The organism is Synechococcus sp. 'PEA 65AY6A-5F PE A', from assembly GCF_047462575.1.
Taxonomy (GTDB): Bacteria; Cyanobacteriota; Cyanobacteriia; order Thermostichales; family Thermostichaceae; genus Thermostichus.
Window position 1 is genome coordinate 12,566 of the sequence record NZ_JAOALE010000036.1, and the last position, 15,027, is coordinate 27,592.

Here is a 15,027-nt window from a genome sequence, read left to right on the forward strand (position 1 = left end):
GGGGGACTCCCTCTGGGAGAGGGGCCGGGAGCGAGGGAGTCTGGAAAAGTCAAAAACGGGGCTCGCTGTTGAGGCGGGACGGCTGCTGTTTTAAATAGCGCAAGAACTCCCGCAGTTCGGCCTCATTTAGTTGGTGGCGCGACTTTTTTTGGAAGCGACGCTCCAAGAACTCTTGTCCTTCCTTGCGGCCCCAGCCAATACGCTGCATCTCGACATCTGTTTGAGCAATGATGTCGGATAAATCATCTCCATAGGCCCCTGGCTCGCTCAGATTGGGCAACTCTGGGGAAGTCGGCTTCGCCGGGATCCCTATCGACTCAGGAGCTTGAGGGGCAGCAGAAGAGTGGGTGCGCCCATTGGCCAAGTCAGGAGTGGGCAGGTAGGGCATCCTGGCGGCAGCAGAATCCACCCCCAAGCTCAGGGAAGTTGTGGAATGACCGAATCCTGCGTGGTTTAAAGCGCGCTTCAGCGCAGCATCTTCTGCTTCTTCTACTGTGTTGGAGCCGGCAATACCACTGCCCAGAACCGTGTTGTTGACCACCACCTGGGCTTTGACGATGTAGATCCCTTCTTCCACCCGCAACAGATCGGTGAGCAAACTGCCCATAGGGTACCGCTCTCGAAAGTCTTGGATCATGTTGGCGTCAGAACCTGTTGCTGCTGAAGCTCTGACTACAAGTTAGCCCGAAAGTTAACTTGGCATCCAGATCTCAATCCAATCCCACCCTCAATATCGACATTGAATTGATATAAAGCGAGAGATCTCAACAAGAGGGAGCTGTCCGAGCAGATAACATCCCGGCTGGTGAGGGTATGCTATGGCCAAGGAATCCAGTTATATTAAGCAAGCGTCAACCCACGTGGCTGGCTTGGAAAACATGAATTATCAGCAGCTCAGCCTTGACTCTTAGCTCTATTGTCGGCGCCAAGACAGATGGGGGACTATGGCCAGCGATACCATCGGGGTCAGCTCAGCGAGTTTGGGACGGGCAGCCATTCGAGAGCGCAACTACGGCACTGCTTTGCAGTTGCTCCGGCGGGCTTATCGTGCGGATCCCAGCCCAGAGAATGCCCGTTGGCTGGCCACCGCCTATGAAGAAGCGGGGTACCTGCAATTGGCCGCTCTGTACCGAGAATTGGCCCAAGAGCGCAGGGAGACTCCCAAAGCGATTCAATTTCAGGCCCCCAAACCTCCCAGCACCCTTGAGGAGCTGAAGCAGCCATCTCCTGAACCGCCGGATCGCAAGACCATTCCCTTGCCCCAGCCGATCCCACACCCAACCCCACCGGCATCCTCTTCGGATCAGCCGGTTTGGGTTTACAAGCCCACCCCCATTGACCCCAAAAGCATCAGCCGGCAAACGCCCCTTCGACCTCAGGCCGCGGAGCCTGCCCCTTCCCCTCAACAATCGGCGGAGAGGAGTAACTATTTGCCGGTTCAACACGCGCCGGATTTGAAAAACCCGCAGCAGGGATCCCCCTTCCTGCGGCGGCTGAACCAACTGCATCGCCAGTTTAAGGATCGGCCCACGGCGGAGCTGGCTTTGCAACTGGCGGAAGCCTACGACGAGCAAAAGAACTTCAAAGAGGCCCAGCGCTACTACCGAGAAGTGTTGGATCTGGACGATTCCTGGCTGTTGCGACCGATGGTGCAAGAGCGCCTGGAAGAGCTGCGGCAACTGCAGGAGCAGGGCTCTTTGGCGGATCCCTCGGCCCAAAGTTTGCTCAAGCTGGCCGAGAAGTTGGAGCAGGAGGGGGAAATCGCCCGGGCCGAGCAAGTCTACCGCCAGATCCTGAAGATGGATACCACCCTGGACGTCCATGCCAAGGCTCGCAAGGGGCTCAACCGGCTCTATCCCGACGGGAAACGGTGAACGGCAGGCCGCCCCATTGCCTCTACAGCCGGCAAACCAGGAAGCAACTTCTCCTCAGCGAGGATCAGGATCCCGCGGGTCGAGGGCATCTCGCAGGCCATCTCCCAGCAAGTTAAAAGACAGGGAGGTGAGCACCACCATCAGGGTGGGGGCCAGCACCAGCCAGGGCTGCAGAATGATTACCGAAGCGTTGGTGGCCAGCGACAGCATGTTCCCCCACGAGGCATCCGGCTGTTGGATCCCCAGGCCGATCAAGCTCAGCACCGACTCTGCCACGATATAGCCGGGCACCGCCAAGGTTGCCGAGATCACCACGTAGGTGGTGGTCTGGGGCAGGATATGGCGCACCAGCAGATACAGGGATCCGGCCCCGGCCACCCGCGCCGCCTGCACAAAGTCTCGCTCCCGCAAGGACAGCACCTGCCCCCGAATCACCCTGGCCAAGCCCGCCCAACCCACCAAAGAGAGGATGGCCACAATCACCAAAAAGCGCTCGGCATTGCTGAAGGGCACACCGGTCAGCGGGTTCACCTGCAACACCGCCGCCAACGACACCAGCAAATACAGCGTCGGGATCGACATCAACACCTCAGTCAGCCGCATCAGCAGCGTATCCACCCAGCCGCCGAAGTAGCCGGATATGGCCCCCACCAGCAGACCGATGGGAAAAGAGATGCCGATGCCCACCAGGCCAACGAACAGGCTGACGCGCCCACCGTAGACCAGACGGCTGAAGTAGTCGCGACCTTGATCGTCCGTGCCCAGCAGGTGTAGCCGCGCTACGGGCAGCCCTTCCTCCGTCCGCAGAGGGACAGTGCCGAATAGGTGTCGATCCCAGGGGATCAAACCCAACCAACGGTAAGGGGTGCCGGCCACAAACAGGCGGATCCCGGCGGGACGGCTGGTATCCACCAAAAGCGGACGTTCGCCCGTTTCCAGATCCACCGGCCCCTGGCGAGTTGGATAAACGTGGGGTCCCAGCCAAGCCCCCGACTCGTCCCAAAAGTGAATGGCGGTGGGGGGCAGAAGGGATCCCCCCGGCTGCGATTCCAGCGGGCTGTAGGGGGCGACAAACTCGGCAAAAATGGCGCAAGTATAGAAAACGAGGAGGATGTAGGCTCCTGCTTGAGCCCAGCGATTTTGGCGAAGCCGTTTCCACCACTGCATGAGGCCAGGATCCCGGTTGGGCGAGCTTTCAGGATAGCGATACCGCGCTTATTTTCCAATCAAATCCAGAGAGCCAGAAGGCCTGATTTCTGTAGTCTAGGTCTCTTACTCCGATCCCGAACAGCCCCAACTCAGGCTCCCCTCTCCCTTCTTCCCCAAGACGGCTCAGCCGGCCAGGGAATAGCTGGGGCTGTAGAGGGGCATCATTTCCATCCGAGCTGCGGCGATTGTCTGCGGCAGCACCCCGACCAGCCGCGCCAAAATGTCATCCGGCAACTGGCTGACCAAATCGGCAGAGAAAAATTCCTCCAAACTAAAAAGCAGCACCCGCGCCCGCTGGGCCGGCAGAGGATTATCGGTGATCTGCTGCAGCCAGCGCATCCAGTGCAGCCGCTTGGCATAGGCATTTTGCCGCTCTTGATAGCCCTGGGGATGCAACAGAGCCACATCCCCAATGGGGAGCACGCCGCTCGAATCCACATCCAAGGGCCCCCCGACCGCAGCCCCCGGCCCGGCAAACTCGGCATGAAACGTCTTGCAGATGATCAGGGCGTTGGGCCGCTGTGGATCCACCATCAGCAATTGGCCACTGCTGAGGCTGCGAATCAGTTGACCTGGCTCAACCCACTGAACCAGGCTATGGCTGTTGGGAGAGGGCTCGTTCATACCCCTTTAAGATATCTCAGCTCCCCTTACCCTTACATGAGATCTTCAACTTTCGCAGCTCTGCTTGACCGAATCTTCATATTGGCAGGAGAGGGCCGAATATAGGCTTCACTCAAGCTACCGGCATCTCGCCGACAACCCGGATGGCGATCCCTTCGCCGGCCTGGCAGCGGCCAATGCGACGGGCGTAAGAGTAGCCGGCGCTGTGGAGCTCTTGCAAAAGCTCTGCGGTGTAGGCGGGATCCACCGCCACCAGCAAGCCGCCGCTGGTTTGCGGATCCGACAAGAGCAACTGCTGCCACTCCGGCAGAGAGTTGGCCTCTACTCCCTCATAGCCCTGCCAGTTGCGCCGGGCTGCGCCGGGGAAGATCCCAGCTTCAGCTAAGGAGAGCGCTTCGGTCAAAAACGGAATGGCAGCCAAATCCAGCTCGGCGCTCACCCCCGAGCCCCGGCAGACTTCCAGCAGATGTCCCAAAAGGCCAAACCCCGTTACATCGGTTAGGGCGCGAACCTGGGCTCGCTGCGCCAGTTGCGGGCCGATGCGGTTGAGCTGAGTCATCACTTGCAAAACTTCCGCGTAGCCTGCCGCGCTGAGCTGGCCCTTTTTCAGGGCGGTGGTCATCACCCCGATCCCCAGCGGCTTGGTGAGGATGAGATCGTCGCCGGGCCGGGCGGTGGCGTTGCGGCGGATGTGCTGCGGGTGGGCCAGCCCTGCCGCCACCAGGCCGAAGATGGGCTCGGGCGAATCGATGGAGTGCCCCCCGGCCAAAGGGATCCCGGCTTCCTGACAGACCTTGATTCCCCCGGCCATGATCTCCCGAATGGCCGACAGGGGCAACCTGTCGACCGGCATGCCCAAAATGGCCAGGGCGAGAATGGGCGTGCCCCCCATCGCGTAAACATCGGAAAGGGCGTTGGCGGCGGCGATGCGGCCAAAATCCACCGGATCGTCCACAATGGGCATGAAAAAGTCGGTGGTCAGGATCAGGGCCTGCTCGTCGTTGAGTTGGTAGACGGCGGCATCGTCGCTGGTCTCGGATCCCACCAGCAGCGCCGGATCCGACCAGAAAAGGGGCAGCTCTTTGAGAATCTGCTGCAGCAGCGCCGGGGCGATTTTACAGCCGCAGCCGCCGCCGTGGGAGTACTGGGTGAGGCGAAGGGGAGTGTCCATTTAGGCAAAAGGAGAAAACACAAGCTTGATTGATCTCACTGTAGCCACACCTGCAGGCAGCCGGGAAATGGGCACACCGAGTTAAGGTAAGAAAGATCCTTCTATCTGTAGCCTTGCCATGGCCTTTGTTCCCTTGCACTTGCACAGCGAGTACAGCCTCTTGGATGGCGCCAGCCAATTGCCGCTTCTGATTGAGCAGGTGGTGGCGATGGGTTTGCCGGGGCTGGCCCTGACGGATCACGGCGTTATGTACGGGGCCATCGAGCTGGTGAAACTGTGTAAAAGCAAAGGGATCAAGCCGATCATCGGCAATGAGATGTATGTTATCAACGGCGATATTCGAGACAAAAGCCGCAAGTACCCCAAGTATCACCAAGTGGTTTTGGCCAAAAATACCCAGGGCTACAAAAACTTGGTCAAGCTGACCACCATTTCCCATCTCCAAGGCGTTCAAGGCAAGGGGATCTTCGCTCGGCCCTGTATCAACAAAGAGTATTTGGCGCAATACAAAGAGGGGTTGATCGTTACCAGCGGCTGCCTGGCCGGGGAGGTGCCCCAGGCCATTTTGCAGGGGCGGCCAGAAATTGCCCGCCAAGTTGCCGCCTGGTATCAGGAACAGTTTGGAGATGATTACTACATCGAGATTCAGGATCACGGCTATCGAGAAGACCGCTTTGTCAATGTGCAATTGGTGCGCATTGCTCGCGAATTAGGGATCCCGATCATCCTCACCAACGATAGCCACTTCATCTCCTGTTGGGATGTGGAGGCTCATGATGCTTTGCTCTGCATCCAAACAGGCAAATCCCTCACCGAAAAAAACCGCCTTCGCTACAGCGGCACAGAGTACTTGAAAAGCCCGGAGGAGATGCGCCGCCTCTGCCGCGATCACCTGGAGCAGGAGGTGATCGACGAAGCCATTGCCAACACTCTCAAGGTGCTGGAAAAGATCGAGGGCTATGACCTATTTGGGGAAACGCGCATGCCCGACTATCCGGTTCCGCCGGGCCATTCTGCCGATAGCTATCTCACCGAATTGGCCTGGCAGGGCCTGGCGAAACGCTGCGGCGTCGCCTATCCAGATCAGATTCCGGAAAACTATCAGGAGCGCCTGCGCTTTGAGCTGAATATCATCCAACAAAAGGGCTTCTCCAGCTATTTCCTGGTGGTCTGGGACTACGTTCGCTATGCTCGCGAACACGGGATCCCAGTGGGCCCAGGCCGTGGTTCGGCAGCCGGATCCCTGGTGGCCTATGCTTTGCAGATTACCAACATCGATCCCGTCAAATATGGGTTGCTCTTCGAGCGCTTTCTCAACCCAGAACGGCAATCGATGCCGGATATCGATACCGATTTCTGTATCGAGCGGCGGGGAGAGCTGATCGACTATGTAACCCGCAAATACGGCCAGGAGCGAGTGGCCCAGATCATCACCTTCAACCGCATGACTTCTAAGGCCATTCTCAAAGATGTCGGTCGGGTGCTGGATATTCCCTATGCCGAAGCCGACAAAATGGCAAAGCTGATCCCGGTCTCGCGGGGCAAACCGGCAAAATTGGAGGAGATGATCGGCGAGAACACGCCGGCTCCAGAGTTCAAAGAAAAATACGAGAAAGACCCAACCACTCACCGCTGGATCGAGCTGGCCCGCCTGTTGGAAGGCACCAACAAAACCTTTGGGGTTCACGCTGCCGGCGTGGTCATCTCCAAAGATCCTCTAGATGAGATCGTGCCCTTGCAATACAACAACGAAGGCCAAATTATTACTCAGTACTCGATGGAAGATATCGAGTCTCTGGGCCTGTTGAAGATGGACTTTTTGGGGCTGCGCAACCTGACGATGATCCAGCGGGCCGTGGAGCTGATTCGAGAGCACAGAGGGGTCACTATCGACCTGGATAACCTGCCATTGGACGACGAGAAAACTTACCAACTTTTGGAAAAAGGAGAGCTGGAAGGGATCTTCCAACTGGAGTCTTCCGGCATGAAGCAGGTGGTGCGAGAGCTCAAGCCTTCCAACTTGGAAGATATTTCCTCGGTCTTAGCTCTTTACCGGCCAGGGCCATTGGATACGGGCATGATCCCGGACTTTATCGATCGCAAGCATGGCCGCAAGCCGGTAACCTACGCCCACGATCTCCTCAAGCCAATCCTTCAAGATACCTATGGCGCCATTCTCTACCAAGAACAGATCATGCGCATTGCCCAGGACATGGCCGGCTATACCCTGGGCCAGGCTGATCTATTGCGGCGGGCGATGGGAAAAAAGAAAGTTTCCGAGATGGAGAAACACCGGGAGCAATTCGTCCGAGGGGCAGTAGAGCGAGGTGCGGCCAAGGAAGTGGCTACGGAGCTATTTGACCAAATGGTTGCTTTTGCCGAGTATTGCTTCAACAAATCCCACTCTACGGCCTATGGACTGATTACTTTCCAGACAGCCTATCTCAAGGCCAATTATCCAACAGAATACATGGCGGCGCTGCTTTCTTCTGTGGGAGGGGATCAAGACAAGGTCCAGCGCTACATCACCTATTGCCTGTCGATCGGGATCCAAATTGAGCCGCCGGATATCAACCGTTCTGGCCTGGACTTTACCCCTCAGGGATCCAGCATTTTGTTTGGTCTAGGAGCAGTGAAGAATGTGGGCGAGGGGGCGATTCAAAACATTCTGGCTGCCCGCCAGGCCGGAGGCCCCTTCACCTCTTTGGCCGATTTTTGCCAGCGGGTGGATCTGCGCGTGGTCAACCGCCGCGCCATCGAGTCGTTGATCTGTGCGGGCGCTTTTGATGGTATTTCCGGCAACCGCAAACAGCTAATGGCGGATCTGGATCCCATCCTCAATTGGGCAGCGGAGCAGGCTAAGTCCAAAGCCATTGGCCAAGCCAGCCTGTTTGATTTGTTGGGCAACGACCAGGGATTTATTGAAGCTCCGCGGGGGCCTGCAACTGAAGATTTTCCACCGCAAGAAAAGTTAAGGCTAGAACGGGAGCTGTTGGGCTTTTATGTTTCGGATCACCCGCTGCGGCGGATTCAAGAGCAGGCGCGGCTGTTGGCTCCTGTTAACCTCTCCGATTTGAGCGGCTACGCAGCCGATACTTCTGTAGGCATTCTGGCCCTGCTGACCGCCATTAAAACGGTAACCACCAAGAGAGGGGATCGCATGGCCATTTTGCAACTGGAAGATCTCACCAGCAGTTGCGAAGCGGTGATCTTCCCCAAAACTTACGAACGTTTGCGCCATCGTCTGGAGGTGGATCAACGGCTCTTTATCTGGGCCAAGGTGGATCAGCGGGATGAACAGGTGCAATTGATTGTCGAGGACTTACAGCCGATTGAATCGGTGAGTTGGGTTACGGTGGAACTCCCTCTGGACTCGGCTGGGACATTGGAGGATCGATACCGTTTGCAAACATTGCTTGCCCGCCAACGTTCGGAAGCCAAGGAAGAAAATCGCATCCCTGTTGTGGCGGCCATCGTCGCCCCTCCCCACACGCTCTGGGTGAGGCTGGGATCCCAATTTTGGGTTAAAGATGCCGAGGCCACCGTGGCAGCTTTGCGCCAAGCTGGCTATACCGCCCGCAGCGAAGCGCTAGCCTCCCGATAGGCAACCCAACTGTTGTCCCAGCCAGGCGCGCAACTGCGCCGCCGTCAGCCGCGGCGAGGGGCGAGGCAAAAGCCGTTCGGGATCCCCGGCCACCTTCAGCACGGGAACCTCCAGGTGGTAGCGCTCCCACCAGGCGGGGTTGGCGGTGATGTCGCGGATTTCCAGCTCGCCGATTTCGGGGATCTGCCGCAATTTCTCCGCTAGGCCCTCGCAGAGGTGGCATCCGGGCTTGCTGTAGAGAATCAGCGGCGGCCAAGGCATAGGGGATCCCTAGGGAGTAACGGCACAGGCCAGCCGGCGGTGTTGCAGCGAGGGCATCTGCCGCCGGATAAGCTGTAGCCGCTCTGGGGCGATCTCGGCAATGGCCACTCCTGGTTTTTCGCCGCCGGCATCCGCCAGGATCGTCCCCCAGGGATCCACGATCATGGCGTGGCCATGACATTGTCGCCGCTCGTAGTGGGTGCCCACCTGGGCGGGGGCGATCACGTAGCAGGTGTTTTCAATGGCCCGACACTGCAGCAAAACCTGCCAGTGATCCCGACCCGTGTAGGCGGTAAAGGCGGCGGGGATCAACAACACTTCTGCCCCTCGATCCACCAAGGAGCGATATAGCTCAGGAAAGCGCACGTCGTAACAGACCGACAAACCAAGGGTGCCTAGCCGCTCCTCCTGGCAGACAACCACCTCGTTGCCGCTCACCACCGTGTTCGACTCGCGGTAGGTGTTGCCGTCGGGCAGGTTGACGTCGAAGAGGTGGATCTTGCGGTAGCGGGCCAGCTCCTTGCCCTCGGGGCTGTAGAGGGCCGCCGTGTTGTACACCTTGCCCTGTCCATCCGGCACCGGGTATCCCCCGCCCAGCACAAACACCTGGTAGCGCTGGGCCATCTTGGCCAAAAACTCTTCGGCCCGCTGCGCAATCTCCGGCGCAAGGCGGGCTTTTTCTTCCTCCGGCCCCATGAAGGCAAAGTTTTCCGGCAAGGTCACCAGCTCACAGCCCCGGCGCGCCGCAAAGTCAATCCACTCCTCTGCCTGTTGCAAGTTGCCGGCCAGATCGGGGGTGCTGGTCATCTGCAGGGCGGCTGCCAAGTAGGATCGCATAGGAAAACTCCAAGGAGACTCAAGGGATCCAGCCGGCTAGCCCACTAGGTGCCACCAGCCCAGGGCAGGCCCCACAAATCGCACCACCACCCAGACAATGGCCAGGAGAATAATGCCGGCCCAAGCGCCTCGAGTTGTCCAATTGTAGATCGTGCGGGCTTGGGCTTTGGTGAGAGGAATGTCTTTGAGCTGGGGAAAGAGCAGCTCTTGGTCGGGAGTCGGTCTGTTTCGGGTTTTGCGGCGCTTGGCTTCGCCCATAGGGTGGCCTCCAAGTTGGCTTTTGCTGTGCCGGGGTAGTGACCATCATCTTAATGCTGTTACGCTTCCGGTGCGCCCACAACTTTTCCCAACGGCAGGGTGGCTCGGGATCCCTGTTTTGCCGATCCACATCGGCGAGAGTGCTCCGCCAGTCGCTTAAGCAGAGGGATCCTGGCTAGATCCATGCCTTGCCTCCGCCGACGAACCTATGTTGGTTGGCCACTGCTCCCGCTAGCCGGAAATCCACAGAGGGGATCCCTGGTGCTCTTGGGGCCGGCTGCCGTCTTCTTCGGTAATGGCCACTGCCCGCACCCATTCTGTAGATTCAAACACCGGCGGTAGGCGCAGCTCCTGTTGGCGATTTCCTGTTTCATCCACCGGAAAAGCTGCCACGAGAACGGCCCCCGCCCTATCGGTGGTAAAGGGCGCCTCCGGTTCCAGCACCACCCACAGGGCATAGACCCGGCCTTCCGGCAAAGGCGGCAACCCTTGGGCCACCAATCGCCCTTGCAGGCGCTGGGGATCCACCTCAAGCTTGACCGAGCCGGCCAGGTTCTCCGCAGTCGGCTGCAATTCATAGGTCAACACCTCGCCAGGGATCCCTTGCGTCTGGGCTAGCTGCAGCCTGCGCCACAGGTAGAGATTCCCCAGTCCCAAAGCCACGATTAACCCTGCTGCCAATGCCGCCAGGCCCCGCCAGCGAGGGGATCCCTGAATTGTCGTGGAGAGGGGTTTGGGCGCCGGCTCTGTGTAGGCTTGCAGCAGAGAAGCCCGCAGCGCGGGGGGAGGTTGCTTCTCTTCGACGCCGTAGGCCCTTTCCAGGGTCTGTTGCAGGGCTTGCAGCTCCTGCTGCAGCTCCGGGCGCAGCTTGAGCACCGCTTCCAGGCGGTCGGCCTCTTCCGGGGAGAGATCCCCCAGCACGTAGCCGGCCAGCCACAGTTGCAGTTCTTCGGGAGACACAGACTCGGCTTTCATGGGGCGCCTCCCAGCAACTCGCGCAGCCGCAGCAAGCCTCGGCGGGCTCTGGCTTTAACCGTTCCCAAAGGCAGATTCAATTGCTTGGCAATTTCTGTTTGGCTCATGCCTTCGTAATAGGCCATTTTGAGGATTTGGCGTTGATGTTCAGATAGCTGGGCCAAAGCCGTTTGCACCTCGACCGCCTGCTCTGCCCCGGCCAACTGCTCCAGGGCCGGATCCTCGGCGGCATCGCCCTGTAATTCCACTCTGCCCCGTTCCAGGGATCGCTGTCGATTGCGCCAAGAGCGTAGCCGATCCAAACAGCGGGAGCGGGCCAAAATGCCCAGGTAAGTGCGCAGGGATCCCCGCTTGGGATCGAAGGAAGAACGGGCCAAACTCAAAAAAATGTCCTGCGTCAGATCTTCGGCCTCGGCAGAGTTGCCCAGCATCTTGCAGGCGATTCCGTATACCAAACCGGCGTGGCGGTCGTAGAGGATAGCCAAAGCTTGCGACTGGCCTGCCTTGAGGGCTGAAAATACCTCTGCATCGCTTCTCTCCTGCAGAGATCCCTCGGCTTTGTCATCCTCGATCTTCATGGGGGGAAGGAGAAAACAAAACGGCGACGAGAAAGCACTTAGTAAGAAGCAGGCCTTGCCTAAGGCAAGCCAGAAAGGACAGCGGCTCCCATAATCTATCGCCTGCATAGATGGAGGTCAACCCTACTTGAAGAAGTACAGAAGGCCCAATCCCGAGCTGGAATCGGGCCGAAACAAAACAGCAACAATTGGCCAGAAAAATGACTGGAATTGTAACAACCTGGCCGATCTAGAAGGCAGCCAAGCCAAAGAACGGCCCACCCGGCAGCGTGCCCACAGAGGTGGCGCGACCTGTATTCAGGTCAATTCGATACAGGGTGGAGCCGCCGATGGCAAAGCCGGTATCCACCCCGCCGACCGTGCGGATGTCAAACCCGCCCACCGGGCCGAAGTTCACGCCCAGGGGGCCAATCGGCATTTGCACCCCCTCGTTGGGCGGATTCTGGAACAGCAGCAGGTTGCGCTCGCCGTCGATGTTCAACAGCCGTGTGGATTGGGTGCCGGCCACGTTGTTGGTGTAGGCGGCGGCGGTAACAGCCGGTCGGGATCCCTGTAGTTCCATTGGGCCAAAGGCCAAAGGTCTATCTTGGATCACTTCGCCCGTATCCACATTGATGCGGAAGTTCTGGCCATTGGCTCCCACCAAGCGCAGCCGATCCGGAACAGGGTTGAAATCCATGCCAGAAAGCGTGCCCGCGGTGAAGGGAACCGACAGAGTGCTGGCCACGGTAGCGACACCGGTCTGCAAGTTGATGGTGTAAAGGATGCTGGTGTCGGTCAGCCCGTAAAGCAGCCGGTTGGCAGGGCGCACATCGATACCAATGAGGTTGCCGTTCACTCCTGTTACCGTCAGGGATCCCTGCACAGAAGCATCGGCGGAGCGGATAAAGGTGAGGCGGTTGCCGCTGCTCAAAGCCACCAAATCCGCTTGGGAAGGCATCATCGAAGACGAAGTGCTGCTGCCACAGCCCAAGAGAGCAAAACTGCCGGCTATCACAGATGCTGCTACAAAGCTTGTGTGTTTGTGCATTGAACAGGCTCCTCAAAAGATCGACAAACCATCAAAACCACTGACAGACAAGCCCCCCTAAACCACAGAGCCTGTGGCTGCAGATCGCTGTAGTGGAAACCTTTTTTTGCAGTCCATCGAGAGAACTCCCGGATCCCGGCTGCAGGCTGGGATCCCCTCTGCCTTGTGAAGGAGAAGGCAGTTGTTCTCTGCGATGGCAGCGCATGGGGCGCGCCTGTAGAAATTACTCAACTCCCCAGAACTCGGATGCCTGGGATCCAAGCTTTTTGGCCCAGACTTTAACTGGAAGCGCTGGTGTAAAAGCGCAGGGCAAAGCGCCAGAAGAGATGGGATCCCCACAACAGCCCTGCCGCCAGCAGAGCGGATCCCACAAGCCAGGGCCACTGGATCCGACCCAGCAAGGCTTCTGCCGGCACGGTGGTCAAGAAAGCCACCGGCACGACGAAGGTAAAAAACAACCGATAGGCCACCGGATAGGCCACCAGCGGGAATCGCCCCGCCTCCACCAAGCCCCGCAACACCTCGGTGACGTTGTAGATCTTGACAAACCAGATGCTGGTGGCCCCCAGCATAAACCAGAGGCTGTAGAGGATGACCAACCCTAGCAAAAGGGGCACTAGACCCAGAACATAGGCCCAGGCCGGCAGCCGCAACTGGATCCCGGCGTAGAGAATCAACAACAGGCCACAGCCAATATCCACCAGGCCCCAGGGAGAAAACACCCGAGTTGACAGCCAAAACTGACTGCTGATGGGCTTGAGCAACACAAAATCCAGGGTGCCTTCCTGAACTTGTTGCACGATGCGGTTTAAGTTGACGTTAAAAAGGCTGGCCGACACCCCCTGCAAAATGGTGAACACCCCCAAGACGATGAGCGCCTCCGGCCAGCTCCAGCCCCCCAGGCGGTGCCCCTGCTGGTAGAACAGCGACAGCCCAAACAAAGCTGACCCCAGGCCGCCCAAGCTGCTGAGGCTGGCAAAGACAAAATTGGCCCGGTACTCCATTTCTGCAGCTACAGAAGTGCTCCAAAACAACCACAACACCTGCAAATAGCGCAGCACTTGGGTTTTCTCCCATCTCAGCGTTCATTCCACTTGCGGTAGCAGCGGGCAGTAATCAAATAGGGGTGAAACACTTCTAAGAAATGGCTTTGTAACACCTGAAAGAACTCCTCGATCCGCTGTGAATCGTCGAGATGAAAGGGAAATTCGCCGTTAAACCCCTTGAAAAAATACCAGTTAATCAAGAGCTTACCTGCCGGCTGGAGCCAGTCGTCAAATTGCCGCAACTGCGCCGCCGGATCCGGCAAATGTTCCACCACATCGAAGCAGATGACGGTGTCAAAACGGATCCCTTCCGGGAAGGTGTCTGGACAGTGGATGCGTTCGCTTAGGCCCAGCTTTTCCGCCCGCAGTTGCACAAACTGCCGATGGATGGGGTTGATATCCCAGAAGATCACCTGCTCCACCGCCGGGCAGAGGGCCGCCCCAATGGCGTGGGTGCCGATGCCGCCGCCAAAATCCAACACCCGCCCACGGGCATGGTCGGCCACCAGGCGCAGGGTATCGCCGATGTAGTCGGTGCTGCTCAGGTGCCAAGCTGCCAAGTCCAGCAAATAGGCGGATCCCACCCGATCCCGGTAAAAGATCTCCGCCTGATCCCAGATGAAGTCGCGCCGGCCCAGCTCTGCCAACTGTTGCTGGCCAAGCCGCAGCTTCTCCCGCAGCTCGGCGGCCTTGAGGCCGAGAAAGGATCCCAAGTGAGCTTCCAGGTCGAAGCCATTTTGCCAGTAGCCGCTCAGGGCAGGGGGAGTGGGAGTCACGGGAACCCAAAACTCGGCAGGGGGTTGGATTGAAAACCATTCACGCCATCAAGCGGCGGTGAAGTCGTCGTTCTCTCTGGGCGTCTCTTTCAAGGTTTCTCTCTGGGATCCGGTTGGGGTTACATTGTCGCCGAGGGCCGGCGGCCTCAACAGGGCTGCCAGCGTCTCCGGGCTGAGGCGGTCGGTGCTCTCCACGATGGCGGTTACATTGGGCCCAAACCCTATCTTGTCCAAAAGCTGTAGCCGATGAGACAAAACCCGCTTGCCGTTGACGAACAAACCATTGGTGCTGCGGCGGGATGCGGAACTGCCGTCAAAGATCATATAGCCGTACCCAGCCCGGTTCTCTTCCGGGATGCGGATGATCAGGGCGTGTTCGCGGGAAACACAAGAGTCGTAGAGGCGGATGTGGTTGCTGGCTGCCCGGCCCACCGAGTAGTAAATCTTGTCTAAGACAACGCCGCGCCGACCCATCCGATCCGTGAAGATCAAGACCAAGTGAGGAGGGCTGGGTTGGGCAGCAGGAGCGCTCATGCTCATCTGTGGATACGCCCGGAGCTGAGGTGGTCAGAAAGGGCAGACTGGGAACAGTCAGGCAATCAAGCCGCAAAATGCGGATCCCCCTCTCTTCTCACCCGCTATAGGCTTGAATCATACACTATCCTAGGTCAACCCATACCGACAGCGCCTCCTACCCCCTCTTTTTCTCAAGGGCAAACAGGCTGAGAAAGTGACATCCTCTCCCGCTAAGCCCTGACGGGCTGTAGACGGGAGCTTCCGAGAA

General features: G+C 58.6%; 15 protein-coding genes. 2 read left to right on the forward strand and 13 right to left on the reverse strand.

Going from position 1 to position 15,027, the window contains the following annotated elements:
- Positions 1 to 49: 49 nt before the first annotated feature.
- Positions 50 to 607, reverse strand: coding sequence for a hypothetical protein (locus GG26_RS11220; protein WP_011428973.1), 558 nt, complete (start codon positions 605 to 607; stop codon positions 50 to 52).
- Positions 608 to 944: 337 nt separating this feature from the next.
- Here GG26_RS11220 and GG26_RS11225 point away from each other — a divergent pair, with 337 nt between their 5' ends.
- Positions 945 to 1,874 carry a hypothetical protein gene (locus tag GG26_RS11225; RefSeq protein WP_011428974.1) on the forward strand — a complete coding sequence of 310 codons (930 nt, stop codon included), beginning with the start codon at positions 945 to 947 and terminating at the stop codon, positions 1,872 to 1,874.
- A gap of 54 nt (positions 1,875 to 1,928) precedes the next feature.
- On the opposite strand, the gene GG26_RS11230 is transcribed toward GG26_RS11225, so the two are convergent.
- The 3 genes from GG26_RS11230 to selD all read right to left on the reverse strand — a co-directional run bounded on the left by GG26_RS11230 (position 1,929) and on the right by selD (position 4,878).
- Positions 1,929 to 3,041: an ABC transporter permease gene (locus tag GG26_RS11230; protein ID WP_011428975.1), complete on the reverse strand. Its 1,113-nt coding sequence runs from the start codon at positions 3,039 to 3,041 to the stop codon at positions 1,929 to 1,931.
- A gap of 165 nt (positions 3,042 to 3,206) precedes the next feature.
- Complete coding sequence (locus tag GG26_RS11235; protein ID WP_011428977.1) at positions 3,207 to 3,707, reverse strand: hypothetical protein; 501 nt, start codon at positions 3,705 to 3,707, stop codon at positions 3,207 to 3,209.
- A 112-nt stretch (positions 3,708 to 3,819) separates the two neighbouring features.
- Positions 3,820 to 4,878 carry a selenide, water dikinase SelD gene (selD, locus tag GG26_RS11240; RefSeq protein WP_099812628.1) on the reverse strand — a complete coding sequence of 353 codons (1,059 nt, stop codon included), beginning with the start codon at positions 4,876 to 4,878 and terminating at the stop codon, positions 3,820 to 3,822.
- Between the two features lie 118 nt (positions 4,879 to 4,996).
- Between selD and GG26_RS11245 the strand changes: the two genes are divergently transcribed.
- A complete protein-coding gene (locus GG26_RS11245) occupies positions 4,997 to 8,482 on the forward strand; it encodes a DNA polymerase III subunit alpha (RefSeq protein ID WP_414390632.1) in 3,486 nt (1,161 codons plus the stop codon).
- On the opposite strand, the gene GG26_RS11250 is transcribed toward GG26_RS11245, so the two are convergent.
- From GG26_RS11250 to GG26_RS11290, 9 genes are all read right to left on the reverse strand, one after another.
- Complete coding sequence (locus tag GG26_RS11250) at positions 8,468 to 8,743, reverse strand: glutaredoxin family protein (RefSeq protein WP_011428981.1); 276 nt, start codon at positions 8,741 to 8,743, stop codon at positions 8,468 to 8,470. The two genes, GG26_RS11245 and GG26_RS11250, sit on opposite strands and share 15 nt — an antisense overlap.
- Positions 8,744 to 8,752: 9 nt before the next feature.
- Positions 8,753 to 9,580, reverse strand: a complete 828-nt coding sequence (locus GG26_RS11255) for a carbon-nitrogen hydrolase family protein (RefSeq protein WP_011428982.1) — start codon at positions 9,578 to 9,580, stop codon at positions 8,753 to 8,755.
- Positions 9,581 to 9,616: 36 nt separating this feature from the next.
- Positions 9,617 to 9,838, reverse strand: coding sequence for a DUF2839 domain-containing protein (locus tag GG26_RS11260; protein WP_011428983.1), 222 nt, complete (start codon positions 9,836 to 9,838; stop codon positions 9,617 to 9,619).
- Between the two features lie 231 nt (positions 9,839 to 10,069).
- On the reverse strand, positions 10,070 to 10,813 hold the full coding sequence (locus GG26_RS11265; RefSeq protein WP_414390636.1) for an anti-sigma factor domain-containing protein: 744 nt from the start codon (positions 10,811 to 10,813) through the stop codon (positions 10,070 to 10,072).
- Positions 10,810 to 11,391, reverse strand: a complete 582-nt coding sequence (locus GG26_RS11270) for a sigma-70 family RNA polymerase sigma factor (RefSeq protein WP_011428985.1) — start codon at positions 11,389 to 11,391, stop codon at positions 10,810 to 10,812. Before GG26_RS11270 ends, GG26_RS11265 begins: the two co-directional genes overlap by 4 nt.
- A 229-nt stretch (positions 11,392 to 11,620) precedes the next feature.
- Positions 11,621 to 12,334, reverse strand: a complete 714-nt coding sequence (locus tag GG26_RS11275) for a DUF4394 domain-containing protein (RefSeq protein WP_414390638.1) — start codon at positions 12,332 to 12,334, stop codon at positions 11,621 to 11,623.
- A 365-nt stretch (positions 12,335 to 12,699) separates the two neighbouring features.
- Positions 12,700 to 13,482 carry an ABC transporter permease gene (locus tag GG26_RS11280; RefSeq protein WP_011428988.1) on the reverse strand — a complete coding sequence of 261 codons (783 nt, stop codon included), beginning with the start codon at positions 13,480 to 13,482 and terminating at the stop codon, positions 12,700 to 12,702.
- Positions 13,483 to 13,499: 17 nt separating this feature from the next.
- Positions 13,500 to 14,243 carry a class I SAM-dependent methyltransferase gene (locus tag GG26_RS11285; protein WP_099812623.1) on the reverse strand — a complete coding sequence of 248 codons (744 nt, stop codon included), beginning with the start codon at positions 14,241 to 14,243 and terminating at the stop codon, positions 13,500 to 13,502.
- A gap of 48 nt (positions 14,244 to 14,291) precedes the next feature.
- A complete protein-coding gene (locus tag GG26_RS11290) occupies positions 14,292 to 14,783 on the reverse strand; it encodes an FHA domain-containing protein (protein WP_099812622.1) in 492 nt (163 codons plus the stop codon).
- Positions 14,784 to 15,027: the final 244 nt, after the last annotated feature.